The sequence below is a fragment of the Anoxynatronum sibiricum genome (genome assembly GCF_039414295.1).
GTDB classification, from domain to species: Bacteria; Bacillota; Clostridia; order Peptostreptococcales; family Tindalliaceae; genus Anoxynatronum; species Anoxynatronum sibiricum.
Genome location: NZ_JBCITM010000005.1, coordinates 81,290 through 106,952, shown reverse-complemented (window position 1 = coordinate 106,952; position 25,663 = coordinate 81,290). Strand labels below are relative to the sequence as shown.

23 protein-coding genes are annotated in these 25,663 nt (G+C 51.8%); 4 read left to right on the top strand and 19 right to left on the bottom strand.

All coding sequences use genetic code 11. From position 1 onward, the window contains the following. Positions 1 to 18 precede the first annotated feature (18 nt). From AAIG11_RS06670 to AAIG11_RS06640, 7 genes are all read right to left on the bottom strand, one after another. Positions 19 to 1,347, bottom strand: a complete 1,329-nt coding sequence (locus tag AAIG11_RS06670) for an acetyl-CoA hydrolase/transferase family protein (RefSeq protein WP_343185459.1) — start codon at positions 1,345 to 1,347, stop codon at positions 19 to 21. Further along, complete coding sequence (locus AAIG11_RS06665; protein ID WP_343185458.1) at positions 1,344 to 1,649, bottom strand: NifU family protein; 306 nt, start codon at positions 1,647 to 1,649, stop codon at positions 1,344 to 1,346. The genes AAIG11_RS06670 and AAIG11_RS06665 overlap by 4 nt, the downstream gene beginning before the upstream one ends. A gap of 3 nt (positions 1,650 to 1,652) precedes the next feature. After that, entirely contained in the window at positions 1,653 to 3,104 is a 1,452-nt protein-coding gene (locus AAIG11_RS06660) for a 4-hydroxyphenylacetate 3-hydroxylase family protein (protein ID WP_343185457.1), read from the bottom strand. After that, positions 3,076 to 3,432 carry a hypothetical protein gene (locus AAIG11_RS06655; RefSeq protein WP_343185456.1) on the bottom strand — a complete coding sequence of 119 codons (357 nt, stop codon included), beginning with the start codon at positions 3,430 to 3,432 and terminating at the stop codon, positions 3,076 to 3,078. The genes AAIG11_RS06660 and AAIG11_RS06655 overlap by 29 nt, the downstream gene beginning before the upstream one ends. A 123-nt stretch (positions 3,433 to 3,555) precedes the next feature. Continuing rightward, positions 3,556 to 5,100, bottom strand: coding sequence for a sigma-54 interaction domain-containing protein (locus AAIG11_RS06650; RefSeq protein WP_343185455.1), 1,545 nt, complete (start codon positions 5,098 to 5,100; stop codon positions 3,556 to 3,558). Positions 5,101 to 5,265: 165 nt separating this feature from the next. Further along, positions 5,266 to 6,108: a 3-hydroxybutyryl-CoA dehydrogenase gene (locus AAIG11_RS06645; RefSeq protein ID WP_343185454.1), complete on the bottom strand. Its 843-nt coding sequence runs from the start codon at positions 6,106 to 6,108 to the stop codon at positions 5,266 to 5,268. Then, positions 6,105 to 6,914, bottom strand: coding sequence for an enoyl-CoA hydratase/isomerase family protein (locus tag AAIG11_RS06640; protein WP_343185453.1), 810 nt, complete (start codon positions 6,912 to 6,914; stop codon positions 6,105 to 6,107). Before AAIG11_RS06640 ends, AAIG11_RS06645 begins: the two co-directional genes overlap by 4 nt. A gap of 496 nt (positions 6,915 to 7,410) precedes the next feature. Between AAIG11_RS06640 and AAIG11_RS06635 the strand changes: the two genes are divergently transcribed. Then, positions 7,411 to 8,781 (top strand): aldehyde dehydrogenase family protein, encoded by a 1,371-nt coding sequence (locus tag AAIG11_RS06635; protein WP_343185452.1) that lies wholly within the window; start codon positions 7,411 to 7,413, stop codon positions 8,779 to 8,781. Positions 8,782 to 8,817: 36 nt separating this feature from the next. Continuing rightward, entirely contained in the window at positions 8,818 to 9,936 is a 1,119-nt protein-coding gene (locus AAIG11_RS06630; protein ID WP_343185451.1) for a 4-hydroxybutyrate dehydrogenase, read from the top strand. A 172-nt stretch (positions 9,937 to 10,108) separates the two neighbouring features. On the opposite strand, the gene AAIG11_RS06625 is transcribed toward AAIG11_RS06630, so the two are convergent. Continuing rightward, a complete protein-coding gene (locus AAIG11_RS06625) occupies positions 10,109 to 12,106 on the bottom strand; it encodes a methyl-accepting chemotaxis protein (protein ID WP_343185450.1) in 1,998 nt (665 codons plus the stop codon). Positions 12,107 to 12,838: 732 nt separating this feature from the next. Here AAIG11_RS06625 and AAIG11_RS06620 point away from each other — a divergent pair. Beyond that, positions 12,839 to 13,129 (top strand): hypothetical protein, encoded by a 291-nt coding sequence (locus tag AAIG11_RS06620; RefSeq protein ID WP_343185449.1) that lies wholly within the window; start codon positions 12,839 to 12,841, stop codon positions 13,127 to 13,129. On the opposite strand, the gene AAIG11_RS06615 is transcribed toward AAIG11_RS06620, so the two are convergent. From AAIG11_RS06615 to AAIG11_RS06570, 10 genes are all read right to left on the bottom strand, one after another. Beyond that, positions 13,122 to 13,514 carry a DUF302 domain-containing protein gene (locus tag AAIG11_RS06615; protein WP_343185448.1) on the bottom strand — a complete coding sequence of 131 codons (393 nt, stop codon included), beginning with the start codon at positions 13,512 to 13,514 and terminating at the stop codon, positions 13,122 to 13,124. The genes AAIG11_RS06620 and AAIG11_RS06615 overlap by 8 nt on opposite strands. A 210-nt stretch (positions 13,515 to 13,724) precedes the next feature. Next, positions 13,725 to 14,588: a 4Fe-4S binding protein gene (locus tag AAIG11_RS06610; RefSeq protein ID WP_343185447.1), complete on the bottom strand. Its 864-nt coding sequence runs from the start codon at positions 14,586 to 14,588 to the stop codon at positions 13,725 to 13,727. Between the two features lie 152 nt (positions 14,589 to 14,740). After that, positions 14,741 to 15,886 carry an ABC transporter ATP-binding protein gene (locus AAIG11_RS06605; protein ID WP_343185446.1) on the bottom strand — a complete coding sequence of 382 codons (1,146 nt, stop codon included), beginning with the start codon at positions 15,884 to 15,886 and terminating at the stop codon, positions 14,741 to 14,743. Between the two features lie 609 nt (positions 15,887 to 16,495). Then, positions 16,496 to 17,296, bottom strand: coding sequence for a carbohydrate ABC transporter permease (locus AAIG11_RS06600; protein ID WP_343185445.1), 801 nt, complete (start codon positions 17,294 to 17,296; stop codon positions 16,496 to 16,498). A gap of 13 nt (positions 17,297 to 17,309) precedes the next feature. Beyond that, a complete protein-coding gene (locus AAIG11_RS06595; protein WP_343185444.1) occupies positions 17,310 to 18,203 on the bottom strand; it encodes a carbohydrate ABC transporter permease in 894 nt (297 codons plus the stop codon). Between the two features lie 251 nt (positions 18,204 to 18,454). Further along, on the bottom strand, positions 18,455 to 19,768 hold the full coding sequence (locus AAIG11_RS06590) for an ABC transporter substrate-binding protein (protein ID WP_343185443.1): 1,314 nt from the start codon (positions 19,766 to 19,768) through the stop codon (positions 18,455 to 18,457). A 92-nt stretch (positions 19,769 to 19,860) separates the two neighbouring features. After that, positions 19,861 to 20,415 (bottom strand): glycerol-3-phosphate responsive antiterminator, encoded by a 555-nt coding sequence (locus AAIG11_RS06585; protein WP_343185442.1) that lies wholly within the window; start codon positions 20,413 to 20,415, stop codon positions 19,861 to 19,863. Further along, positions 20,412 to 21,428 (bottom strand): HAD-IIA family hydrolase, encoded by a 1,017-nt coding sequence (locus tag AAIG11_RS06580; RefSeq protein ID WP_343185441.1) that lies wholly within the window; start codon positions 21,426 to 21,428, stop codon positions 20,412 to 20,414. The genes AAIG11_RS06585 and AAIG11_RS06580 overlap by 4 nt, the downstream gene beginning before the upstream one ends. Positions 21,429 to 21,877: 449 nt before the next feature. Continuing rightward, complete coding sequence (locus AAIG11_RS06575) at positions 21,878 to 22,354, bottom strand: glutathione peroxidase (protein ID WP_343185440.1); 477 nt, start codon at positions 22,352 to 22,354, stop codon at positions 21,878 to 21,880. Positions 22,355 to 22,639: 285 nt separating this feature from the next. Then, on the bottom strand, positions 22,640 to 22,786 hold the full coding sequence (locus AAIG11_RS06570; protein WP_343185439.1) for a hypothetical protein: 147 nt from the start codon (positions 22,784 to 22,786) through the stop codon (positions 22,640 to 22,642). A gap of 62 nt (positions 22,787 to 22,848) precedes the next feature. Here AAIG11_RS06570 and AAIG11_RS06565 point away from each other — a divergent pair, with 62 nt between their 5' ends. After that, positions 22,849 to 23,838: a D-cysteine desulfhydrase family protein gene (locus AAIG11_RS06565; protein ID WP_343185438.1), complete on the top strand. Its 990-nt coding sequence runs from the start codon at positions 22,849 to 22,851 to the stop codon at positions 23,836 to 23,838. 147 nt (positions 23,839 to 23,985) lie between these two features. Here the strand turns inward: AAIG11_RS06565 and htrA are convergent, their stop codons facing one another. Further along, on the bottom strand, positions 23,986 to 25,662 hold the full coding sequence (gene htrA / locus AAIG11_RS06560; protein ID WP_343185437.1) for a serine protease HtrA: 1,677 nt from the start codon (positions 25,660 to 25,662) through the stop codon (positions 23,986 to 23,988). Position 25,663: the final 1 nt, after the last annotated feature.

Sequence of the window (25,663 nt, the reverse complement as noted above, 5' to 3'; positions counted from 1 at the left end):
TTTGCCACTTATGGTGATTTACCGCTTAAAGCGGGGAAATCTCTTTTTAGCCGTTTCCGCCAACTGGTCACGGAAATCGGGGTGGGCAATGGCGATGAGCGCCCGGGCCCGGTCTTCCAGGGTTTTGCCTTTCAGCTGGGCAATGCCGTATTCTGTCACCACATAATGCACGTCGTTGCGGGAGGTGGTGACGGCGGCCCCTTCATCAAGCAGGGGAACGATGCGGGACACTTTTCCTTTGGCTGCGGTGGCCGAGAAGGCGATGATGGACTTGCCTCCGGGAGACAGGGATGCTCCCCGCACAAAATCCACCTGGCCGCCGGTGCCGCTGAACTGACGGTAACCCATGGTTTCTGCCACCACCTGGCCCATCAGGTCCACCTGAATGGCAGAGTTGATGCAGACCATTTGGTTGTTTTTCGCCACGGTCATGGGGTGATTCACATAATCGGCGGGGTACAGCTGCACCGCCGGATTCTGATGCACATAGTCATACAGCCGCCGGGTACCCATGAGGAAATTGGCAATGGAGATGCCCTCATGAATCCCTTTTTTCCGATTGTTGATGTTGCCGTTGGCCAGCAGGTCCAGCACACCGTCGGAGAACATTTCGGTGTGGAGGCCCAGGTCGTTTTTATCTTTCAGAAAGGTGGCCACGGCATCTGGCAGGGCACCAATGCCCAGTTGCAGGGTGGCGCCGTCTTCAATGAGACTGGCACAGTGAGCCCCGATCTGATGTTCCACTTCTCCCACCTTTGGCAGGGGAATTTCAACCAGGGGGCGGGAATCTTCCACGATATAATCCATCTGACTCACGTGCACGAAGGTATCGCCATAGGTGACAGGCATCTGGTCGTTTACCTGGGCAATGAGAATCTTGGCGGTGTCGGTGATGCTGCGGGTGTAGTCTACCGAAACCCCCAGGCTGCAATAGCCGTGTTGATCGGGGGGAGAGACCTGAATCAGGGCCACATCCACCGGGAGGGTGCCGCTTTTAAAGAGTTGGGGGATTTCAAAGAAAAAGCTGGGGGTGTAGTCGGCCCGGCCATCGGCCACGGCGTCCCGGGCGGTACCGCCCAAAAACAGGCCGTTGTGCCGAAAATGCGGCTCCATCCCCGGTTCCATGTAACCACAGCCTCCCAGGGGAAACATGTGGATGGTTTCCACGTTTTCGTACTGCCGGAAATTCGCCACCATGGCTTCCACCAGGGTGAGGGGTTCGCCGGCGGCGTGGCCGATGGCCACCCGGCTGTTATTGGGAATGTGCTGTATCACTTCTGCGGCAGTGCCGCATTTTTGTCGGTAGGCTGCCTGCCAATTGCTTTGGGAATGCTCCTGCACACTCATTCTGCCTTCCTCCTGTTCAACATGTCTCTGGCCAGGGCCAGCAGGTCTTCTGAAAGACCTGTTTCCACCCGTATGTGTACCGCTTCTGGAAGGTGCTCCTGCAGCTCTTTCACCACGATGCGGTCGATGGTTTCCTGGGAATGGGGACAGCTGCAGCACTGTCCCCGTAATCGCAGGGTGATTTCTTTGGTGTTTTCGTCCCAGTGCACCAGTTCCACGTCGCCCCCATCTGCCTGGAGGCGGGGGCGCACCTGTTCATTTAAAATGGTTTCGATGGCTTGCCGGTCGGTCACGGTAGGCATCTTCTATGCCTCAATATCGAGAATGGCTTTGGCCAGTTTTTCTTTCATGCCCATATTGGACTGGCGGGCAATCATGATGCGCTGGGCCTGGGGAGAGCCTGCACCGTGCATGGATTCAGACCGGTAGCCCACAGCGGCGGTGCCCAGGGTCAGGTTTTCAATGAGGCGCAGCACTTTCAGCCGGTCGATGAGCGGCACATCGCCAACGCCTTTCAGGTATTTTTCCACGTAATGGCCCACTTCGGGGCTTCTCAGATCAGCCTCAGAGGGCATGGTGACGAACAGGCCGCCGGCGATGTCTTCTGCCAGCCGGGCAATTTCGTAGGGAAACCGGGTGACGTTCTGCTTGCACACGTTGGCCAGCAGCATGTCGATTTCATAGTTCCCCGCCTCGGTGGGATGCCCCTGGGAAGAACAGGCAATGCCACAGGCGTAAAGGGTTTCGTTGAGGTGGGTCATTTCAATGAGCTTGTCTTTTACGTGGGATGCCTTGGCGGCCCCATTGTACTGGGCTGCCAGGGAAGAAGCCCCGATGAGCACGTCTCCCACGCCCACTTTGCAACCGCCGTAGCTTTGGCGGTGATAGCCGGCAAAACGTTCCACCAACATACCGGAGAAGTCCACTTCGCCGCACATGAAGAGGCGGTCGGCGGGAACAAACACATCATCAAAAATGACCAGCACTTCGTGGCCGCCGAACTTGGGGTTGCCTCGATCGAGGGTGCCTTCTTCCAGCTTGCGGGTGTCGCAGGACTGGCGGCCGTAGATCATTTTGATGCCGGGGGCATCGGTGGGCACAGAGAAGGATACGGCGTAGTCTTCATCGCCTTCACGCATGGCAATGGTGGGCATTACCAGCACTTCATGGGAGTTGACCATGCCTGTCTGGTGGGCTTTTGCGCCCCGCACCACCACGCCGTCTTCCCGGCGTTCCACAATGCGGAGAAACAGGTCGGCGTCTTCCTGCTGGGAGGGAGAAAGGCCCCGGTTGCCCTTGGGGTCTGTCATGGCCCCATCCACTGTCAGGTCTTCCCGCTGCACGTATTTCAGGTACTCCACAAAATTCTGGTGGTAGTGGGTGCCGTGCTTGGCGTCCAGCTCGAAGGTGGTGCTGTATACCGCGTTGAAGGCATCCATCCCCACACAGCGCTGGAAACAGGCAGCCGTTTGCTGGCCGAGGAGGCGTTGCATTTTCACCTTGTTGATCAGGTCTTCTGCACTTTGGTGCAAGTGGGTGAACCGGTTAATTTTTTCACCAGTCAGGCTGGAGGTGGTTGTCATGAGGGCTGCATACTGGGGATCTTCTGCCAGCTTGTAGGTCATCATGACAGAGTTCATGGAAGGGCGAATGATGGGATCATCCACCGGGTTCTCCACCCGCTTGCCAAACAGATAAACCTCCAAGTTCAGTTTTCGCAGGCTTTCTTCATATTGCTTTGCTGTTTTCAATGCCATGGATAACGCTCCTTTCAGAATCATTCGATGGGATAATGGCCATCGAAGTGGGAAGTTGAAAAATAGATCTGAGTTGTTGTTGCATTTTTGGTTGATCTGCTGCCTTTATATATAAGCAGGAAGCGTGCCAACTCCATGGGTTTTTGAGATATTTTGATAAATTTTTAACATTTTTATGCCCAGTCATCCCTTGTTCCTTCATTTTGAATGGTTCTGGGCTGATCAGGAAACTGCTGACAGTTTCCCTGCGCCGTTTTGTTGCTTTTCGGATCAGCGGACGATGCCTCCGATTTAGATGAACCTCTGTTATCTGTATGCTGTATTGCATTTTTGCATTATGCTTTTCTTATTTTTGCAATTTCATTTAATAACATTGCATTTTCGCACTATTTCAACATCGTAATGGCTGTGGCTATGATCATTGCTATGGCTGTTTGAAGCCGCCATGCCTTTATGAGCTTTCCTCGCCGGTATCATGAAGTTTTCGGTAAAGGGTGGAAGGATTGATTTCCAACTGTTGAGCTGCTCTCTTCATGGAGCCTTCCTGACTGATCATCCGGCGGATATACCGCTGCTGAAACAGTTTGGTGGCTTCTTTCAGCGGCAGCTGATGATAGAGAGGTTCATCAGGCAAAGCGTCTTCTCCCTGGGTGGTCCCGGTGAGGATGAGCAGGTGTTCCGGGAGGTCCGATGGTCGAATGCGGTCTTCTTCCACCATCACCACCATCCGTTCCACCAGGTTCCGCAGTTCCCGCACATTGCCAGGCCAGGGATACCGCATCAGATATTCCAGTGCTTCTGGGGTGAAGTGGCGCTGGTACTGGTAGCGGCGGTTGAACTCCTCCAAAAACTGGTGGCACAGGGGGACAATGTCTTCTTTCCGTTCTCTGAGGGGAGGCAGGTATAAGGGCACCACATGAAGGCGGTAATAGAGGTCTTCCCGAAAGCGTCCCTGTTTCACCATTTCTCCCAGATCCTGATTGGTGGCGGTGATGATGCGCACATTCACCGGCACTGGCTTCTGGCCGCCCACCCGAAAGACGGTGCCGTCTTCCAACGCTTTCAGCAGTTTTACCTGAAGGTCCAGGGGCATTTCAGAGATTTCATCCAGCACCAGAGTGCCACCGTCGGCCAGTTCGAAAAGGCCCATTTTCCCCTTGGTGAGGGCTCCTGTAAAGGCGCCTTTTTCATAACCGAAAAGCTCCGATTCCATGAGGCTGCCAGGGATGGCACCGCAGTTCACTTCTATGAAACTTTTGGCTGCCCGCTTGCTTCGAGAGTGGATCAGCCGGGTCACACGGCCCTTGCCGCTGCCCGTTTCTCCCTGAATCAGCACGGTGGTGTCGGTTTCAGCCACCTTCAGAACGGTTTCCAGCACCCGCAACATCTGCCGGTCGCGGATGACAAACTCTGGAATATTGAGGATGCGGGTCTTCATGTGCTCCAGTTCAGAGCGGTACCGTTCGCTGAGGGCCCGGGTGTGCTGCAGCTCCTGCTGGAGCCGCACCAGCTCAGAGACATCCCTCACATTGGTGACCACGTACTGGATTACCCCGGCTTCTTCTTTTTCAAATACAGGGGTGCTGGTGACCAGCACTTCTTTGCCGTTATGCAGCACCTGGCGGATGGTGACCTGTTGCTTGAGGCGAATGGCCTCCAGTGAGCTGGATTGATCCACCACCCCCGCTGCCACCAGGTCACTCATGTTGCGCCCCATCACTGCGGTTGCCTGAATGCCGGCAATACGCTCATAGGCCCGGTTCACATAAAGGGTTTTTGCCTGCCCGTCGGTGAGATAGATGCCGTCGTAGGAGGAGTCCATCACCGCCTGCATCTGCTGGTTCAACTCCCGGTGTTTTGTCAGTTCAGCCACCAGGTTCTGATGTTCGCTGTTGGCGCTGGCTGGCTGCTGTTGCCGCTGGCTGTGCTGACGATGCGGCTGGCTCTTTTGGTCAGGTTGGTGCTGTTGATTGTGTTGATCTCGTTGATCCTTCATGGCTTTTCTCCTATCATTCTATCCTGCAAATCGCAAGCTCATGGATGGAACCCGTCGTGAAGAAGACCGCAGGCTCATTCCTGTCATGGAATAATCCGGCGGTCATTACCGGTCGATCACTCTTGCCGGGTGCTTCACATTGCCAAGTGATTACTATTGCCGTGTTTAATATTGATAGAAGCCTTCGCTGGTTTTTCTGCCCAGCCGGTTGCCCCGCACCATTTTGCGCAGCAGGGGATGGGGCCGGTATTTACTGTCGGCAAACTCTTCATAGAGCACTTCCATGATGGCCAGGCACACATCGTTGCCGATGAGATCTGCCAGGGCCAGGGGGCCGATGGGGTGGTTGGCTCCCAGTTTCATGGCTTCGTCGATGGCTTCTTTTGAAGCAACGCCCTCCGCCAGTATGCCCACCGCCTCATTAATCATGGGAATCAGAATTCGGTTCACTACAAAGCCCGGTGCTTCCTGAACGGCCACTGGGGTTTTTCCCACTGCTTTCACAATGGCTTCGGCAGCTTCAAACGTTTCCTTTGATGTGGCAATGCCTTCAATCAGCTCCACCAGCTTCATGACACCCACAGGATTGAAAAAATGAATGCCCATGAACCGGTCTGGCCGCTTGGTGGCTGCTGCCAGTTCTGTGATGCTGAGGGATGAGGTATTGGTGGCCAAAATGGTGCTTTCTCCACAAACAGCGTCCACTCCCTGAAGAATCTTCTTTTTAATATCCATTTGCTCAGTGGCGGCTTCAATCACCAGATCGCAGGCAGCCAGATCTTCTGTTTTCAGGGTGCAGGTGAGACGACCCATGGCGGCCTGCGCTTCCTCTTCTGGCAGTTTTCCCTTGGATGCCAGTTTTTGAAGGCTTTTTTCAATGCCCTGCCGCCCCCGCTCCAACAACGCTTCATTAATATCCTGCATCACTACGTACATTCCCTGCTGGGCAAAAAGCTGGGCAATGCCGCTGCCCATGGTTCCTGCGCCAATGACTCCGATGGTTTTCATTTTTTTCGCTCCTTTCGATTTTCCAAAAAGGCTTTCATGCGGTCACGGTGAGCCCCCAGGGCAAAACAGGCGCTGAAATAGTCGCTTTCCAGCTCCAAAGCTTCCCGGAGCCCCAGGTCATAGCCCTTCACAATGGCTTCCTTGGCGAGGGAAATGGCTTCGGGGCTGTTTTTAATGATACGCCGTGCCACTGCCATGGTTTCAGCCATCAGTTCATCGTGGGGAAATACCCGGTTCACCAGACCGCAGTTCAGCGCCTGATGAGCGGTGATCATTTCCCCTGTATAGATCAGTTCTTTTGTCCGGGACAAACCAAATGCCCTGGCAGCGAACTGGGTGCCGCCAAAACCGGTGATGATTCCCAGGGAGGCTTCAGGAAAACCCAGCTTTGCTTCTTCGGAAGCATATCGAAAGTCACAGGCAAGTGCCAGCTCAAGACCGCCCCCCAGTGTAAACCCATTGAGAGCAGCAATCACAGGCACTTCAAGTGTATGGATTTGAATGAACACCCGATGCCCCAAATTGGAGAAGTCTCTGGCCTCCTGAGGTGACAGGTCTTTCATTTCCCCAATATCCGCACCGGCCACAAAAGCCTTTCCTTCTCCCGTCAGCACAATCACCCGTACCTCCGGCGAGTTTTCCAGCTGTGTCATGGTGGCTTCGATTTCTTTGAGCACTTCTGAATTCAGTGCATTCAGCACCTTCGGCCGGTTCATTTTCACCACCGCCACCTGATCGGTGATTTCCACCAGCAGATTTTCTGTTGTCATGCCAACGCCCCTTTCAACAAACCTTCTCTGTTTCATTTGCTGTTACTTCTTCAATTACCACCTGTTTTCCAAATACCACTATTGTTCCAATTACCTTGTTGTGTTTCTGCCTGAGTGTTTCTTTTTTTATAGTGCTTCACCTTGCATTATTGCACGTTAGTCGCTATTATGCAACCGTCTTCCTCTCTCAAATTGCTAATTTGCAATCTTGTCGATGGATCGTGTTGTTCGCCGCGCCCAACAAATTGTCCTTATTCATCTATCTTCCCATGATTCATGCGATATCGTTAATTATTTGTCATTTAATCTCGAATTTAAGATTCTTGATAATTTTGCTTGCATTCGGCTTTAAAATTGCGTATACTTTGTATAACAAAATGAATCATCCCTTAATTCGTTTTGATTTCTACTATCAGAACGATATTCGCACCTCTGTTGGCACTGGAGGCAATCGATTCATTTTGAGATAAATGAAAGTCTCATTTGACAGTCCGGCATTTTAGTTCATTTCCAAAAAATGGAGGAAAACGTTATGAAAACAAGCTTAAGCGTTATGGAAATGGTGGAAAAATCAAAAATTGCACAAAAAGAATTATCCCGCTTTACACAAGAACAATTAGATGATATTGTTAAATTAATAGCAAAATCAGTGTATGATCATGCAGAATTATTGGCCCGCATGGCGGTGGATGAAACCCGAATGGGTGTTTATGAAGACAAGGTGGCCAAAAACCGGGGCAAGTCCAAAACCATCTGGCATTCGCTGAAAGACAAGAAGTCGGTGGGAATCATCGACCGAAACGAAGCCAAAGGGCTGATGATGGTGGCGAAGCCGGTGGGTGTTGTCGGGGCAGTGACCCCCACCACCAATCCCATTGTCACTCCCATGTGTAATGCCATGTTTGCACTGAAGGGCGGCAACAGCATCATCATTGCACCTCATCCCCGTTCACAGAAGTGCAGCGCCCACACCATTGATCTGATTTTGGAAGCCATTGAAAAAGCGGGGATTCCCTATCCGGAAGGTGCCATTCAGATCATCAGGGAGTCTTCCATTGATAAAACCAACGAGCTGATGAAGCTGGTGGATGTGGTGGTGGCCACCGGCGGTATGGGAGTGGTACAGGCAGCCTACAGCAGCGGTAAACCTGCCTATGGTGTTGGCGCCGGTAACGTTCAGGTGATCATTGACCGGGATGCGGATTTTGCCGATGCCACCGCCAAACTGCTGGCCGGCCGCAAATTCGACAACGGCATCATCTGCTCCGGCGAACAGAGCATCATCGCCCCCCGTGATCAGTACGATGCTGTCATACAGGCAGCAGTGGCCAATGGCGCTTACTATATTGATGACGAAGCCACTGTGGAGAAATTTCGTCAGACGATTTTCCAGGATGGCCACATGCACAAAGATGTGGTGGGCCAGTCACCTGCACGAGTGGCTGAAATGGCAGGTGTTACCATCCCCGAAGGCACTTCGGTGATTCTGCTGAAGGCCAAAGGGGTGAATCAGAACGACTTGCTCTGCAAAGAAAAAATGTGTCCGGTGATGGCAGTTTTCGCCTACGACACTTTTGAAGAAGCCGTTTCCATGGCCCAGGCCAACCTGGAGCTGGAAGGCAAGGGTCATACTGCCGCCATTCATTCCAATAACCAGGCCCATATTGAATATGCCGGGGTGAACCTGACGGTGAGCCGACTGGTGGTCAACGCCCCCTCTTCCACCACTGCCGGCGGGTCTTTCACCAATGGATTCGCTCCCACCACCACGCTGGGCTGCGGCACCTGGGGCAATAACATCATTTCAGAAAATCTGGATTACAAACACCTGATCAACGTTTCCCGCATTGGCCTCACCATCCCGGGAGCAGCTGCTCCCAGTGATGAAAGTATATGGGCGTAACCATTCAACCTTAAAGATCATGAAGGAGGATTAACCGTGGCCATTCTCAAAGTGCAACCGGCACTTCACCGGTTCAACAGTTTCAAGGAATTTGCAGCAACGTTCGAAATCGGCGAGCTGGATTGTATCTTTACCAATGAGTTTATTTACGAACCTTTTATGAAAGATGCAGATTTGAAGTCAGATTTTATCTTTCAGGAAAAATTCGGCACCGGAGAACCCTCCGATGAAATGATCAATGCCATCATGGCAAAGGTGAAGGAAAAAGAGTATAAGCGCATTATTGCCGTGGGCGGCGGTACCATCATTGATATTTCCAAACTGCTGGCCCTGCGGTATGTGAGCGACTGCAAAGACTTTTTCGAAAAAACCGTACCCATTGTGAAGGATAAGAAGCTGGTGATTCTGCCCACCACCTGCGGCACCGGCAGTGAAGTGACCAACATCAGCATTGCCGAAATCAAGTCGAAACGCACTAAAATGGGCTTGGCGGTGGATGAGCTGTACCCGGAAGACGCGGTGCTGATTCCTGAAATGATTCGCACCCTGCCCTTCCCCGTGTTCTGCACCAGCTCGGTGGATGCCCTGATTCATGCCATTGAATCTTTTGTGGCTCCCCGGTCCAACCCTTACACCGAACTGTTCAGCACCCGGGCCATCAAGCTGATTCTGCGGGGCTATAAAGCCATCGCTGAAAAAGGACCGGACCACCGCCATGAACTGGCAGAGGATTTTCTGGTGGCCAGCAACTATGCAGGCATTGCTTTTGGCAACACGGGTGTAGGCGCCGTTCACGCCATGTCTTACCCCCTGGGGGGCGTCTATCATGTGCCCCACGGCGAAGCCAACTATCAGCTTTTTGTGGAAGTGTTTAAAGCGTATCAGCAAAAAAATCCCCATGGATCCATCCAGCGGCTTAATGAGTTGCTGGGCCGGGTGCTGGGAGTTCCCGCTGATGAAGGAGTATATGATGTCCTTGATCAACTGCTCAGCCAGCTGATTCCGCTGAAACAACTGCGGGAATACGGCATGCAGGAACAGGAAGTTGAAGCCTTTGCCGACAGTGTCATCGCTGCCCAGCAGCGGCTGCTGGCCAACAACTATGTGGAACTGAGCCGGGATGAAATCAGGGACATTTACAAGGCCCGATTCTAATCGTATTTTTCTTTTTCCGCGCCATTGGCCCTGTGCCTGACGGCGCGGTTTTTTTCACAGAAAAATAACCGCCTTTGCAGGCGGTTAAGACTGTAATCAACTCACGATGAAGGTAAGGGAGTTGGTGAAGGGCAGCCTTGGAAATGCGGTGAAAAGCAGCCGCTGATGTCTTTTACGCTCTGAACTGCCTCATTTTTTCCTGCAAGTGCTGCGACAACTCTGCCAGCGAGTCACTTGCCTGGGCAATTTCCATCATGGAAGCCGACTGTTCTTCCACCGAAGCCGATACTTCTTCTGTTGAGGCGGAATTTTCTTCTGCAATGGCTGCCAGACTCTGAATCGTATCCAGAATTTCCTGCTTCATTTTTTCCAATTGTTCAGTCGATGCATTCAGTGCCTTCATCTGGTCATGGGAATCCTGGGAAGATTGGGCAATCTGATGAAAAGCCTTTTGGTTGCGGTCAATTTCTGACTGAAGCTGATGCAGCACTTCGAAGCTTTTTTCAATGGTTTGAACAGCTTCTTTTGAGTGTTGCTGCAGTTCTTCCACCACCTGGTCAATGGTTTTGGTGGAGGCGTTGGATTCTTCGGCCAGCTTTCGAATTTCATCTGCCACCACCGCAAAGCCTCTGCCGGCTTCTCCGGCCCGGGCGGCTTCAATGGCAGCATTAAGTGCCAACAGGTTTGTCTGGTCTGCAATGGCGGCGATCATGCCGCTGGCATCGCTGATGCGCCTGGAACTGCTATCTGTATTTTGAATTCCCTGGCGCACAGCTTCCATGGCCTGTACGGTTGTTTCATAGATGTGCGTCAGTTGTTCCATGTTTTTCAGGCTTTCAGCCACCACCCTGGTGGCCTGTTGGTTGGTTTGATTCATGGTTGCTGTCAGTTGTTGATTTTTTTCGATAATGCTTCCCATTGCCAGTGATTTCTGTGCCCCTTCTTCTGTTCTTTCTGCCTGATCCACGGCACCCTGGGCAATTCCTTCCACCGCTTTCGCCACTTCTTCTGTGGTACGGGTATTTTCCAGAGCTGTGTGCTGCAGGGCAGCAGAAGCATCGCTGACCTTCAGGGCTGCTCCAGATATATCTCCTATCATTTCTCTAACGGTGCCCACCATCTGGTTAAAGGAGCATGCCAGCTGTCCAATCTCATCTTTTGTGGTCGCATCACATTCGATGGTAAAATCTCCTTGCTCCACAGCGGCAATGGAAATTTTCATCCGGTTAACGGGCTTAAGAATGGCGCTGTTGAGAAAGAGAAACATGATGAGGGACAGCAGTACTGTCACACCGGCTGTCAGCAAATAGAGCATGCGTGTCATCCCGTTGCTCTGGGCCACAATGGCGCTTCTGTCCAGAATTGCCTTGATATAGCCACCCACATTCCCCTGATAATCCATATAGGGAATTAGCAGCACAGACTGGTTCTCATCTTCGGAAACCTGGCTGACCCATTCGCCGTTCATCACGTGTGTCATCATATCAAGAGACTCCTGCCAGCTGTCGGTTTCCATTGTTCCTGCCAAAAAAGAATTGTCTTCCTGACCTTCCTGCCATGAAACCGACTCATCGGTGAGTGTGTAGATGAAATAGTCACCGCCAAATTGCACTTTCAAATTTTCAAGGAATTGATTGCCAAAATTGCTGCCATATTCAACCGATCCCGTATGTTGTCCCTGATGGTTCATGGGCACCACCACGCGAAAGCCGTAGCCACCTCTGCCTTCTTCCAGCCCCTGCACAATGGTCTTTTTTTCATTGGCTTCATTGACGGTGAACCTGAAATCACGCAGGCTGTCGCCGAAGTTTTCCGGCATGTGAAGTCTTAGAAAAGCGGTTGAATCAGGCAGATGAAACTGTATTTGTGCCACTTCGTTCTGCAGTGTTTCATAAACCGGCATCAGTTGCTCAAGCAACGCCTCTCTGTCTCGTTGCGCAAACAGTTCCTGCACCTGAGCATTGTTGGCAATGGATATCACCGACATTCTGGCACTATCCAGCTGGGCCTGCATTTGGGCGTCCACCGCCTCTGTTAACAGATGGTGGTGCTCCCTTTCTTTCGCCTCAATAAGTCCGGCCACCGAACGGCTCACCAGCAGTGTCAACAGCAGCATCACTGCAATGACGCTGATTCCAATGCCACTCAAAAATTTTTTCCGTAATGACATTTTCCAGTCACTCCTCCCCAATATGATTGTCGGTCTTCCGTCAGCCACACACTGAATCCTCTGAATGCGCTACACATTCAACATCCAAACATCATTTCGTCTCTTTTTGTCATGATGCTTTGGTCAGTATAATGCATAATACCCTTTCATGATTATTCTCACTCATACCGTTCGTTTAATCGAACTAATGATATGAAACGACTGAGCTGCAAGTGTCAAGGCAATCGAAACACTCGACAAACCCAACAAACTCCACTAACGCGAAGCAGGGCAAGTGACTTGAAAAACGTTAAAGGCTTGAAAAACGTTTTGACTTGAAATATGTTAGTGATGCAAGGAAATGAGTTGGCGGATTGACATGATCCTTTGATGCGGTAAAATAGATGTTACACCCCCTTTACCAGGGTGTGAGATTGAAGACAAAGGGCTTTGGCCAGGCCAGCTGATTCCAATCTTGTGTGTTTTTAGTCGAAAGTCTCGAAAACAGCGCCTGAACTCACTGCGCTCAAACAGCAGTCACTGGCGGTTTTCTTTCCTTTTCGAAAAAACATTGACAAGATTTCCAAGGCTGTCCTTTACCAGATCCCTTGTCTTCATCTTATTCTTTCTACAGTCTGTCACCCCCTTTACCGGGGTGTATCACCATGCCACTTCTGCCGGCTTTTATGTTTGTGGTCTGGTTGCATCAACATTCAACGCTGCCGACGGCAGCTTAACCTGGGAGGTATTTTCATGCAGGTATCTTATTATTTTTGTGGCGGTTGTAATCCTCTATATGACAGAAATCAGCTGTATATGGCTCTCAGGGAACAGCTGGGCCCTCTTATGACTGAAAAAAAAGAAACCCCCGAAACGAAGGCTTCTTCACTGGTGGTATTGATTGATGGTTGCCACAGGCAGTGCCTGCGTCTCAGCGGTGAGTACCCGGAGGCCTTGCTGGTGTTTCAGGCCATCAAGAACGATTTCTCTGACCCTGCTGCAGCCATTGTGCGTCTGCTGGAACAGACAGGTGCCATCAAATAGCCTCATCAAGTGCCTTTTGAAGGGTTTCTTCCACTTCCCGGGCAAAGGCGGTGAGCGCCGGGTCTTGAAGGTTTTCCATCATCACCGTGGGGAGCACCATACCAACGGACGTTTCTTCTCCGTCGTCAAAAACCACTACCTTGCAGGGCAGAAAGTAGATCACCTGTAGATTGGCCTCCAGAGCGTTGCGGGCGTGTTCAGGATTGCAGACTTCCAGTATCACTGCTTCCCGCTGATAGTCAACGCCTTTTTCCTGAAGCTTTTCCGGCACATTCAATTGCCACAGGGTTCCAAAACCATTTTGCTGCAGGCTCTTTTTAACCGTTTCCACCGCCTCTGCCACGGGTAGCGCAGTTTTAACGGTATAGGTATACGTGAATGACATTGCTATTCCCCCTCTTCGTGTTTCTGTTCTCCAATTCTCTGCCGCTTGCTGTTCGCCATGTTTCCCTGCCGCCTGACTCGTCATTAGCGACCTGTGATCCCACCTGCCGCATCTTCGCGATCCTCGATTGCATCGATTGACTCAATTGAATGCCTCTATCGCCTATCGTGTATCATACCCCAAATTCTTTCTTGCTCTCATCAACAAGCACTATGCCGATTTCTGGTCAGTTTCTGCCCCGGCAGTTTTTTCTGCTTTGTTTGCAACGGCCGAAGTCTTCTCCATGGAAAGCACCTTCAGCGGGCAGTTAGCCACGCAGGTCTGACACTTGATGCAGTTGGCATCGCTGAACTGGCCGTTTTCGTCAAAGTTTTCATAGGGAGACAGTTGAAACGGACACACTTTTTCACATTTAGCACAGGATACACATTTGTCAATGCTGCAAATGGTGACTTTAGTGTCTGTTTTTTCGGCAATGCCGGTGATTTTTCCCAAGTGATAGACACCCTTTTGCATGGTACCCATGGGACAAAACTGGCACCACACCCGGGGATTCACTGCCAGGGCCACACTGCTGCCCACCACCATCACCACCAGGTAGGTGGCCACGAAAACAAAGCCCAGCCGGTCAAGAAAATCATAGCTGCCCCAGGCCTGCCCGGCCGCGAGAACCCGGCGGCCAAAATTGAACATGAAAAAAGCAAAAAATCCCAATATAAATGCTTTGGAACTGATCCAGCCGGGGAGTTTTTTGTTCTGGCTCAGGGGCATAAGCACCACGTCAAAAAGGCTGCCATGGGGGCACACATTGCCACACCAGTAGCGGCCGTTGAAAAAAGCAGTGACAGAGAGACCAGCCATGATGCCGATGACCAGCAGCCCCAGCTTTGGTTCCCACAGGCCGCCGATGGCCACCAGTACGGTGAAAATCCAGGCGTATTTACGCAGATGAGTGAAGGCCCGGTTGGTTTTCTGGTAGGTTGTTTTGTTTGTCTTGTTTGTTGCCTGAGTGGTTGATTGAGTGGTTGATTGATTGGATGATGCCTTGTCTTTCAAAACCTGATGCTGTACCATGGAAAAACCTCCTGTTGAGACAATGATTTCTGCGGATACCCCTCCCCCTATGGGGGTGGTGCTCACAGGCATTATCTTACAGGAGGTGTTGTGATCTGTCAAGTCTATTTTCAACTTTCGTCCCTTAGATAGTTTTTAATATATCTGGGACCCTACAGCCGAAGCCCTGTTTCGGGATGAAAGTAATGGGCCTGGTTCATATCCACCAACAGGTGCCGGCATTCTCCCGCTTTCACCGTCTGGCGATGGTTCAGACTGACCACCAACCGATGGTCGCCCACCGTCCCGTGAACCAGCATGTTTGCTCCCAAATACTCCACCACTTCCACCTGGAAGGGAAGCCGCTGGTCGCTGCTATGGGAAACGCCTGCTGGCTGAAGTGCCTCAGGGGTCGCGTCAGCGATGGCGTCTGTCAAGCGCATGTTTTCGGGCCGAATGCCCACCATCACCTGCTGCATCCCGCTTTCTGCCAGTCGGATAGCTGCGTTTCCTGTCACTGCCAGCTTTTCACCGATTTCACCGGCACAGATCACCTGCAGCGCATCCCCTTCCCGCTCCACCTGGCCTTTCATGAAATTCATGGGGGGTGATCCAATGAACCCGCCCACAAACACATTAGCCGGGGTTTCGTAAACTTCGGCAGGTGTGCCGATCTGCTGAATGCGCCCGTCTTTCATGATGACGATGCGGTCGGCCATGGTCATGGCTTCCACCTGGTCGTGGGTCACATACACAAAAATGGTCTGCAATCGCTGGTGCAGCTTGCTCAGTTCGGTGCGCATCTGCACCCGCAGCTTGGCATCCAGGTTGGAGAGGGGTTCGTCCATGAGAAACGCCTTGGGCTCCCGCACAATGGCCCGGCCCAGGGCCACCCGTTGCCGCTGGCCGCCGGAGAGTTCTTTGGGCTTTCGTTGCAGCAGGTCATCCAGGTCTAAGATCGCCGCCGCCTCTTTCACCCGCCGCTGGATCTCCTCCCGGGGCACTTTTTTCATTTTTAGTCCAAAAACCATGTTTTCATAGGCGCTCATATGGGGATACAGGGCGTAGTTCTGAAACACCATGGCGATATCCCGCTCTTTGGCAGGCCGGTGGGTCACCTCTTCGCCGTCGATATACAGGTCACCCTGGGTGATGGTTTCCAACCCGGCAATCATGCGCAGGGTGGTGGATTTTCCGCAGCCCGAGGGGCCCACCAGCACCAGAAACTCTTTCTCACCGATGGTAAGGGAAAAGTCTTCCACTGCTGATACCTGGTTGTCGTAGCTTTTGTTTACCTGCTTTAACTCAATGGTTGCCATTACGGGCCTCCTTTACTCCCTGATCTTGTCATTCTTGATCGATTCATTCTTAATTAATTCATTTTTGCTCCTGCAAGCCTTGGTCTTGATCATTCCTTCAGCATCTTTATCTTAGGGATCTTATTAACTTCTTGGTCTTGGAAATCCCCTCTCAAGAAAGCGTCTTTATGCCTGTACTGTTTTTTATCTCTGCATTCCTGAAGTATTAGCAAAACCCGTATACCAGCAATAACCTGTTGATATGTGACTGTTTTCTGTTGATAACCTGATTTTTCCTGTGTGTAAATCGTTAGTCTCTGTGGATAATTTGCTCTTCTCTGTGGGTTATTCGTGTTTATGTGTGGGTATCTTTCTTATCTTTTAAAGCAAATGATGTCTTGTTTGTGGATAAATAATGCCTTCCTTGTGGGTAAATCATCTATTTCTGTGGGTAAATGAGTTGTTCCTGTGGGTAAATTGCTTTTTTCTGTTGATATCATGGCTGCTTTTGTGGAAAACTTTCAAAACACGGTGGATGAAGCGCTATTGCCCCATAAATGACCCCTTGTGGCGGCTCTCATTGTGCGGTTCCCCTTGTGACGGCTCTTTCTCCGGTGGTGCGGCTGTTCGCTATTTTATCCCCGATTGCATAAAGCTGCTGATGAACTGCCGCTGAAAAAAGAAGAAAGCCAGCAGCAGGGGAAAGATCACCAACAGGGTGGCTGCCGACACCTGGGCCCACTGGGCACCGGTTTCAAAGGATTTGGCAAAAATGGACAGCCCCACGGTGAGGGGTCTGACAGCCACTTCTTTGGTCACGATGAGGGGCCAGAGGAAATTGCTCCAGTGGTGGCTTACCGACACCAGCCCAAAGGCGATGTACGTGGGTTTTGCCAGGGGCACATACATGTGCCAGATACGCTGCAGCAAGTTGCATCCGTCCAGCCGGGCGGCTTCTTCCAGTTCATAGGGAACACTCTTAAAGGTCTGGCGCATGAGAAAGATGCCAAAGGCGGTGGCAAAATAGGGAATCATGATCCCCAGCCGGGAATTCAACAGTGACATTTCCCGCAAAATACGGTAGTTGGGGAATATGAGGATGTCGGTGGGAATCATCAGCTGCACCAGCACCAGAATGAACAGCAGGTTTTTGCCTTTGAACTCCAGGCGGGCAAAGGCGTAGGCTGCCAGGGTGGCGGTGACCAGCTGTACGGCCAGAATGCCCAGCACGATGATGAGGGTATTGCGGTAATAAATGGGAAAAGGGGCGAGTTGCCAGGCTTCCGCGAAATTTTGCAGGGTGAGGGGACCTTCGACGCTGATGCGGGTGGCCAGGTGTTTAGGGCGAAAGGCGGTGGCTACCATCCACAGAAGGGGCACTGCCCACAGAAAGGCCACCAGTGTCATGATCAAATGGCTGATTTTTCGCATGTCTTCATGCCTCCTAACTGTAGTGGATTTTTCGGTCTGTGGTGAAAAACTGAATAGCCGCTATGGCGAGCATAATGGTGAGCATCACCACTGTCAGGGCCGATGCGTACCCCTGGTTCCAGTAATTGAAGGCAGTTTCATAAATGTAGTAGAGTAGCAGGTTGCTGGCATTGTTGGGGCCTCCCTGGGTCATGATCACCAGGTGGTCCACCAGCTTGAAGGCATTGGTGAGGGCAATGATGAAAACGAAAAGGTGGGTGGGCATGAGGAGGGGGAAGGTGATGTGGCGAAAGACTGAGATTCCCGGTGCACCGTCCATTTCTGCTGCTTCGTACAGTTCTCGGGGAATGTTCTGAAGCCCTGCCAGGTAAAAGATCATATAAAAACCGGATTCTTTCCACACTGTCATGGCAATCATGGCCCACATGACAGTACCCGGGCTGCCCAGCCAGTTGATGCGACCCACGCCTGCCAGCCCCAGCACCTGATTTAGTAGGCCATACTCAGGGGTGTAGAGAAACATCCAGATGTTGGCGATGGCGATCATAGGAATCACCGTGGGGTAAAACACAAAGGTGCGCAGCCAGCTGCGGCCCACCATGGCCTTATTCAGCGCCAGGGCCATCACCATTCCCAGGCCCATACTGGCGGGGATGGTGCCCGCGGCAAACCACAGATTATTTTTCAGGGTTTTGATAAAAATGGCGTCTTCCAGCAACCTCTGGTAGTTTCCTATTCCGTTGAAAACAGCTGACGGTGTACTCAGGTCAAGGCGAAAGAAACTGAGCCACACCGTGCTGATAATGGGATAGAAGGTAAAGAGGGAGAGGAAGATGAGGGAAGGCAACAGCAGCAACCAGGCATGCAGGTTCACCTGAAAGCTTTGGTGTCGTAGCAATTTGCGCATCTTGTGCCTCCTTTTTTTGATAATAAGTTCTCAGCCGAAATACCGGCTGCATGAAGCCGGCACTTCGACTGAGGGATTTTGCTGCCCTTCGTGTGATTCAGCTCACCCTTGGATGACTTTATCAGCGGGTGAATATCCAGGGAATCAGCAGGCCTGTTTGCAGGCCTGTTTGCGGACAGTTTGCAGCCTTGCCTGTGGATCAATTCACAACTCTGCTTTCAAGGTTGTTTACGCGCTTGCTTGCGGGCTTGTTACTGAAAGGGGGCCAGAATGGCTTCGGCTTCCTGCTGCGCCCGCTTCAACGCTTCTGCCGGTGATAACTGCCCCACAATGGCAGCCTGCAGGTTGTCATTGATGGCTTTGTATACTTCTCCATTGCTGTGAGTGGACAACTCTGCTGCGGCGTATTCCAGCTGGTCTCTTGCCACGGCAGCCTGGGGGAAATCGGCCACATAGGTTTTCATCAGCTCTGTTTCATAGGAGGAAGCCCGGGTGGCTACGTAACCGGTGTCGATGCTCCACTGGGCTGCCCGTTCCGGCTGGGTGACCCATTCGATGAACTGCCAAGCGGCTGCCTGCTTTTCGGGCGATACGTCTTTGAAGATGTAAAAGTTACCGCCGCCGGTGGGGCTTCCAAATTGCTGTTTGGCCGGCATGTAGGCCACTCCGAATTCGAAGTCGGCGTTGTTGCGCACGTTGGTCAGGTTGCCGGTGGTATGATACATCATGGCGCTTTTGCCTTCTGCAAAGGTGCCTGGCACGGTGGCCCAGTCAATGATGTCTTTGGGCATCACTTCGTATTTGTGGGCCAGGTCAATCCATAACTGGAGGGCTTCCACATTGCCGGGGGTGTCAAAGTAAACTTGTTTTCCATCGTCACTCATCAGGTTTTTACCATTCTGAAGGGCAAATCCCTGAAAGAGCCAGTAGGGGAATCCTGAAGTTGGAATTTCAAGGCCCCAGCGTTCCACCTCACCGGCAGCATTTTTCACGGTCAGTTTTTCAGCATATTCGATGAGCTCATCCCAGTTTTGTGGTGGACGCTCTGGATCGAGACCAGCTTCACGAAAGGCTTCTTTGTTGTAGTAAAGCACAATGGTGCTTCTTTGGAAGGGAATGCCCCAGGTGCTGCCCCCGGTTTGAGAGTTTTCCATGAACGCCGGGTAAAAATCGTTAAGGTAGGCATCGCCCCCATGCTGCTGGATCAGGTCATCCAACGGAATGATGGCATCCATGTCCAGCAGGGTGTAGAGTTCGGTGGAAAGAAGCACGGCCAGTTCAGGCGATTCTTTCCCCTGAATGGCAGTTTGGGCAGTGACCATGGTTTCGGCGTAGCTGCCGGTGAAAACGGGATTGACTTTAATGTCGGGGTGCTCTGTCATGAAGTCTGCTGCCATTTTTTCAATGACACTGGTGAGGGGGCCTCCCACAGCGATGGGATAATAGAAGGTGATTTCCACGGGGCTGTCGGCACCTCCGGTACTTTGACCGGCACTGGCACCACAGCCTGTGAGCAGGGTTAACAGCAATAAGAGTACGATCCAGTGCTTGATTTTCTTGATCATATGAATCCCCTTTCGTTCTGGTGTTCCCATGTTGGTGATGCGTGACTCATGGCATGTTGTTGATTCGCAACTCATCTTATATGGTTATGATGCTATTCCTGATACCAGCATTGAAACCCGCTGAGAGAAACTGCGTCGGCACCGGCATCAAAGGCCTGTTGAACTTCTTCCCGGCGCTGAATAAGGCCGCCGACGATTAAGGGCAGGGTGAGGGACTGCCGCAGCTCCCGGATCACCCGGGGAATCACTCCTGGCATTACCTCTACGGCATCGGGCTGGCTGTGGCGCAGGTTTTTGATGCCCGCCTGAAGGCCCCCGGTGTCGATGAGAAACAGCCGCTGCACTGTGATCAGCCCATGTTTTTTTGCCAGCTGTACCACCTGGCTGCGGGTGGTGATGATGCCGTTGGGTTTCAGCCGCTGGGCCACGTACTCCATGCCCTTGGCATCGGTGGCCAGCCCCTGAATAAAATCCGCATGGAGAAAGACCCGACGTCGTGCCTTGTGAATGGTGCCAATGGTATCTGCTAAACTCATGAGATCCCCGTTCATGACAAACAGGGTTTTTACCTGAGAATAGCCCAGTGCCTGGATAAGGCCCTGGTGATCGTGGATGGTGGCAATCACTTCCTGTTGGTGTGTCATCATGCCGGTTCTCCCTTCCTGCTTGCTGTACGATTCATTGACCCTGGAAGCGACACCGGTTCCGGCAGGGGCAGGTGTTCCATGGAAGCGTAGGTGTAGGTGGCTTCCACCTGTAACCGGTCATCCATGAACTCGGTGATGCCGCTGCTCAAAAACAGGGTGTCCATTTCCAGGGCCCGGCCCATGGGCATATCGGTATAGGGGGAATCTCCCACAAAAAGGCACTGGGCCGGCGGTGTCGTTAGTTTTTCTTTGACGGCCTGCTGCATCCATCGAAGCGGTTTTCCCATAAACACTGGTTCCTGAGAGATACAGGCTTCGTATAGCTTGCTGAGGGCCCCGCTGTCAAGAATGCGGCCCTGATCAACCGGGCAGTACACATCGGGATTCATCACCAACAGGCGCGCCCCCCGGTCAAGTTGCTGTAACCCTTTTGCCAGTTGACGGCAGTCCAGCTCCATGTACATGCCCAGTAATACATGAGTGTATTCCCGGCGGTTGCCCGCCGCTGCCACGTGGTCAATGGCCCAGCCTCGTCGGCTGATTTCTTTTGCCACCTCAGAGTGAATCACGCCCAACAGCCTCACCGGCTGTGATTGGGTTTGTTGTTGCCCTGGTTGTGGTTGATCTTGTTGATGTGACTGTGACCGGGCCTTTGATTGGGCCTGTTGTTGCTGTGGTGATGACAGTTGTGAACAGGCCTTAAAATGAAGATACTGGTGGAGAGCATCCACCGGTGTGACGATTTCGCTTTCTGCCGCTTGAATCCCCAGACGATTCAGCTTTGTCGCCAGCATTTTCCCTGTTTGCAGGGGGGTATTGGTGACAAAAATAATCTGTTTTTGACGGTGTCGCAGTCTTTTTAAAAAATGCTCCACTCCATTCAACACCCGATTTTGACGAAGTAGTGTGCCGTCAATATCAAAAAGATACGTGGCGTACTCTTTCACCTTCTTTCCTCCCTCACCGCAGGCTGTTCTGCCGGCGCCTGTTGTTTTCTGAAATGGTTTTTTCACGAATTTGCAAACGCGCCTTCCCTTACGATGCACCACCTGCTTAATGACACTAAAAAAGCAACCAGGGAGATGGTCGTTTGCACCACAACCACCGCTCTGCTCCAGCCTTCCCCTTCTGCCCTTGACGGAAACATCTCCACCAGGGTTTCTGCGGTCTGCTGCTGCAAATCATGGTCACTGCTGCATGACTCCTCTCACAGGTTACTCTGTTTTCTCCGACCCATGATGTTGAGTTTTTGATCGGTTGACTGATCGCTTTTATTGTACCAGCGGCGGGGAGCCGCTGCGTTAAGATCAGGTTAAAAGCCTGTCATCATTTTGTTAAGGCGATACAAGTGTTTGCCCAAATGCCATAACAACCCCTGCCGAAGCTTATGTTACCGGGCTTTGGCAGGGGTTGTCTTCAAATGTTGCTTATGGCTTTCTCTCTGGAACAATGATTATCTGATTCAAGACAACAGCTTTTCAATGTCTTTTCTCATTTTTGCCGGCGCGGTGGTGGGGGCGTAGCGCTTGACCACCTGGCCACTGGAATCAATGAGAAACTTGGCAAAGTTCCATTTAATGTCACTTCCCAGCAGGGATTTTTTCTCCTGCTTCAGGTATTTGAATATCGGATGGGCATTGTCACCATTCACATCAATTTTTTCAAACATGGTAAAGGTAACCCCGTAGTTTAATTGACAAAACTGTTGAATTTCATCGTTGCTGCCCGGGTCTTGGTTGGCGAACTGGTTGGTGGGAAAACCGAGAATTTCGAACCCTTTGTCCCGGTAGTCCTGATACATGGCTTCCAGCTCTTTGAACTGAGGTGTCAGCCCACATTTGCTGGCGGTGTTCACCACCACCACCACTTTTCCCTTATAATCTGCCATGTTCACTGTTTCACCGTCAATATTGGTTGCTGAAAATTCATAGAAACCCATTTTATTCCATCCTCTCTTTTGTCAGCCTGTTGGCTTTCAGTTTCATAAAATATGCAACAGATACTTTGGGGCTTTGGGGCTTTGGGGCTTTGGGGCTTTGGGGCTTTGGGGCTTTGGGGCTTTGGGTGGAGGTCTTGTGGAAGGGTCATTATCCCACGCAATTGCTTTTGATCAATTTAATTGTGTTCAATTTATATTCATAAATTATCACCTTTTCTTCAAAATGTCAACACTTATTCATTCCCTTGACACACTTTTCATTGTTTCAGCTGACACTGATTATCCTTATCTGGCCAGTGCCCTGCCCGCTTTTGTGATTCTTTTATCACTTTTTTCATGATTAAGAGACGCTCTGCCATGTTTCTCAATGACTTTGTTGCCTTGATTGATTTCCCCCTGAATAGCGTCTATAATATGAATATAGTTACCCATACTTTTAAAAATAGTGACAGGTTTTTTCCGTGCAAGCTATATAGTGGGGGAGGAATGTGACCATGGGATTACCCAAAAAGCTGACGCTGGCCCACCTGCCAACACCTATCGAAAAACTGGAACGGCTGTCTGCCACCCTGGGCAAAGAGCTGTATTTAAAGCGGGATGATTTCACCGGCATGGAACTGAGCGGCAACAAGGTGCGCAAGCTGGAGTTTGCCCTGCAAGAGGCTTTGGAGCAGGGGGCGAAGGTGCTCATCACCTGCGGCGGCCTTCAGTCAAACCACGCCCGGGCGACGGCGGTGGCTGCTCGCAAGCTGGGGCTGGACTGCCACCTGGTACTGCGGGGACGCCCCCAGGGGCCAGATCATGGCAACCTGCTGCTGGATCAGCTGCTGGGCTGTACGTTTACATTCATGGAACCGGAAGATTTTAACGATGGCCATCTGCAGGTGATGGCCACCCTGAAGGCGGCCTATGATGAAAAGGGAACTCCGGCATATCTGCTGCCCATGGGCGCTTCCAATGCCATTGGCACCTTCGGCTATGCCGCTGCTTATGAAGAAATACGACTGCAGGAAGACACACTTGAGGCACCCTTTGATACCATTGTCTGTGCCGTTGGTTCCGGCGGCACCCACGCCGGCCTGGTGCTGGGCAATATGCTGGGAGGCAGCCGTCACCGGGTGGTGGGGGTTCCCATCGCCGAAGACAGCCGGCTTTTTCGGCCCATCGTCACCCAACTGACAACGGAATGTCTGGACCGTGTAGCTCCGGGAACACCGCTGCCTTCAGAGAAAATCTCTTTTCTGGATGGTTACGGCGGCCGGGGTTATGCCCTGAACACGCCGGAGGAAATGACTTTTATTCGACGCATCGCCAGGGATGAAGGCGTTTTTCTTGACCCGGTGTACACGGGGAAAGCTTTTCGGGGACTGGTGACGGAGATTGAAGAGAACACCGGGTTCTTTGCTGATTCCCAGCGTATTCTTTTCGTCCACACCGGTGGGCTTTACGGCCTGTTCCCCAAATCACCAGAATTCCTTTTTTAGTGTGCCCTGCCGTCAATGATGCCCCCCATGCTGTCTTTCATACAATATAAAACGCCCCCCTGGCAGGCCTGAAATCTTGTGATTTCAAGTGACTGATCAGTGGGGCGTTGTCATGGGCATTGATAAAGTTTTGCTTCGGGTACTGCCTTAATCCTGGAGCACAATGGTGACGGTTTCTTCCCGGGTGTTGCGCAAATAGGTGACGGTGGTTTCATCACCCGGGCGATATTTGTAAAGCTCACGAATCAGCTCACCCATGGTTTCCACCGGTTGATCCCCCAGGGCAATGACCACATCTCCCGGGCGCAGATCAGCGGCTTCGGCAGCCGATTCAGGCACCACTTCCACAATATACACACCCTTATCAACGCTGAGAGGAACACCGGTGGCATCTTCCACATTTTCGGCATTGAAGCCTCTGATTCCCAGGTAGACCCGGCGGAACTCGCCCCGCTCGATAAACTGGTCGACAATGGGTTTGGACGTGTTGATGGGAATGGAAAAACCAAGGCCTTCCCCGGTTTGGATTTTGGCAGTGTTAATGCCTATCACCTGCCCCCGGGCGTTGAGGAGAGGGCCGCCGCTGTTGCCAGGATTAATGGAAGCATCGGTTTGTATAAGATTATCGATGACTTGGTTCTGACTTACGGCTATGCTGCGGTTCAGCCCGCTGATGACACCCTGGGTGAGGGTGCGTTCAAAGTTAAGCCCCAGAGGGTTGCCAATGGCCACCACTATTTCACCCACAATGAGGTCATCGCTGTTGCCCAGCTCGGCCGGTATCAGATCGACGCCGCCCTCTATTTTGATGACCGCCAGATCCATGGACTGTTCAAACCAGAGGACTTCTGCCGGAAGCTGGCTGCCGTCGTGGAGAAGCACCATGACTTCGTCTGCCTGGCCGTCCCGAATCACGTGGGAGTTGGTAAGAATGTACCCCCGTTCATCAACGATAACACCGGTACCCAACCCCTCGGAACGCTGGGGGCCGGAGAAAAACCCTTGCTGCATCTGCACTGTGGTGATCCCCACCACAGAGGGCATGGCCTTTTGGGCGACAGCGCTGTAAACCGTCAGGTCTTCATGGGGCTGAATTACCACTGACGAGCCCTGATTTCCACTCCCGGTGGCAATTCCCCGTGCCTGGAGAAGGGTTGGCAGCATGGCATAAAAGAGGGCAAAGCTGAGAACCGCCCCCGCCAGCACCGCCGCCAGCAACATGGTGAAGAGGGTGCGCCGGGGCAGCAGTCGGTGACCTTTGGGGATGGGGAGATGTGCCGCTTTGGATGTCAGCGATTCTGTTGAAGAGGCCATTGAAGAAGTTTCTGCAGCTGTTTCTGACACAGCCGTTGTGGCATTGAAGCCTCCAGATACAGCTATTTGAACCCCTGTTATCGGTGCAGCCTGATCATCCAGCTTGCGGGGTTCTCCCAGCAGGTCCACCTCAAAGGTGTCTTCCTGTTCTTCAATGGTTACATCTGATTCCTGCATCTCGTGCGCCACAGGATTTTCAGGATTATCGAATGATACGTCGTTTTGAGAAGGTATGCTGCCTTCTAAAACTTCCGGCTTTTCCTGATTGTCCTGATTTTCTTGATGGTCGGGATTGTCCTGATGATCATGGTATGACACAGGTTCATCAGGTTCATCCATTTCATCTGGTTCATCAGGTTCATCAGGTTCTCGCGCCTTCTTAATCTGTTCAGATTGTTCGGGCTGCTGGTGATTGGATTCCTGCAACGTCTGCAAAGTTTCTTCTTCTCTTTGCTGAACAAACGTTTCTTCCTCTTGCATTTCTTGTTCTGTTCGTTTTTCTTTGTCCATT

Excerpts from the sequence above, each read along its gene's own strand:
- AAIG11_RS06590 (WP_343185443.1), bottom strand. The coding sequence starts at position 19,768 with ATGATCAAGAAAATCAAGCACTGGATCGTACTCTTATTGCTGTTAACC.
- AAIG11_RS06570 (WP_343185439.1), bottom strand. The coding sequence starts at position 22,786 with ATGGGTAACTATATTCATATTATAGACGCTATTCAGGGGGAAATCAAT.
- AAIG11_RS06660 (WP_343185457.1), bottom strand. The coding sequence starts at position 3,104 with ATGGCATTGAAAACAGCAAAGCAATATGAAGAAAGCCTGCGAAAACTG.
- AAIG11_RS06610 (WP_343185447.1), bottom strand. The coding sequence starts at position 14,588 with ATGGTACAGCATCAGGTTTTGAAAGACAAGGCATCATCCAATCAATCA.
- AAIG11_RS06635 (WP_343185452.1), top strand. The coding sequence starts at position 7,411 with ATGAAAACAAGCTTAAGCGTTATGGAAATGGTGGAAAAATCAAAAATT.
- AAIG11_RS06640 (WP_343185453.1), bottom strand. The coding sequence starts at position 6,914 with ATGAAACAGAGAAGGTTTGTTGAAAGGGGCGTTGGCATGACAACAGAA.
- AAIG11_RS06595 (WP_343185444.1), bottom strand. The coding sequence starts at position 18,203 with ATGCGCAAATTGCTACGACACCAAAGCTTTCAGGTGAACCTGCATGCC.
- AAIG11_RS06575 (WP_343185440.1), bottom strand. The coding sequence starts at position 22,354 with ATGGGTTTCTATGAATTTTCAGCAACCAATATTGACGGTGAAACAGTG.
- AAIG11_RS06615 (WP_343185448.1), bottom strand. The coding sequence starts at position 13,514 with ATGTCATTCACGTATACCTATACCGTTAAAACTGCGCTACCCGTGGCA.
- htrA (WP_343185437.1), bottom strand. The coding sequence starts at position 25,662 with ATGGACAAAGAAAAACGAACAGAACAAGAAATGCAAGAGGAAGAAACG.
- AAIG11_RS06565 (WP_343185438.1), top strand. The coding sequence starts at position 22,849 with ATGGGATTACCCAAAAAGCTGACGCTGGCCCACCTGCCAACACCTATC.
- AAIG11_RS06645 (WP_343185454.1), bottom strand. The coding sequence starts at position 6,108 with ATGAAAACCATCGGAGTCATTGGCGCAGGAACCATGGGCAGCGGCATT.
- AAIG11_RS06665 (WP_343185458.1), bottom strand. The coding sequence starts at position 1,649 with ATGCCTACCGTGACCGACCGGCAAGCCATCGAAACCATTTTAAATGAA.
- AAIG11_RS06625 (WP_343185450.1), bottom strand. The coding sequence starts at position 12,106 with ATGTCATTACGGAAAAAATTTTTGAGTGGCATTGGAATCAGCGTCATT.
- AAIG11_RS06585 (WP_343185442.1), bottom strand. The coding sequence starts at position 20,415 with ATGATGACACACCAACAGGAAGTGATTGCCACCATCCACGATCACCAG.
- AAIG11_RS06655 (WP_343185456.1), bottom strand. The coding sequence starts at position 3,432 with ATGCAATACAGCATACAGATAACAGAGGTTCATCTAAATCGGAGGCAT.
- AAIG11_RS06670 (WP_343185459.1), bottom strand. The coding sequence starts at position 1,347 with ATGAGTGTGCAGGAGCATTCCCAAAGCAATTGGCAGGCAGCCTACCGA.
- AAIG11_RS06650 (WP_343185455.1), bottom strand. The coding sequence starts at position 5,100 with ATGAAGGATCAACGAGATCAACACAATCAACAGCACCAACCTGACCAA.
- AAIG11_RS06605 (WP_343185446.1), bottom strand. The coding sequence starts at position 15,886 with ATGGCAACCATTGAGTTAAAGCAGGTAAACAAAAGCTACGACAACCAG.
- AAIG11_RS06620 (WP_343185449.1), top strand. The coding sequence starts at position 12,839 with ATGCAGGTATCTTATTATTTTTGTGGCGGTTGTAATCCTCTATATGAC.
- AAIG11_RS06600 (WP_343185445.1), bottom strand. The coding sequence starts at position 17,296 with ATGCGAAAAATCAGCCATTTGATCATGACACTGGTGGCCTTTCTGTGG.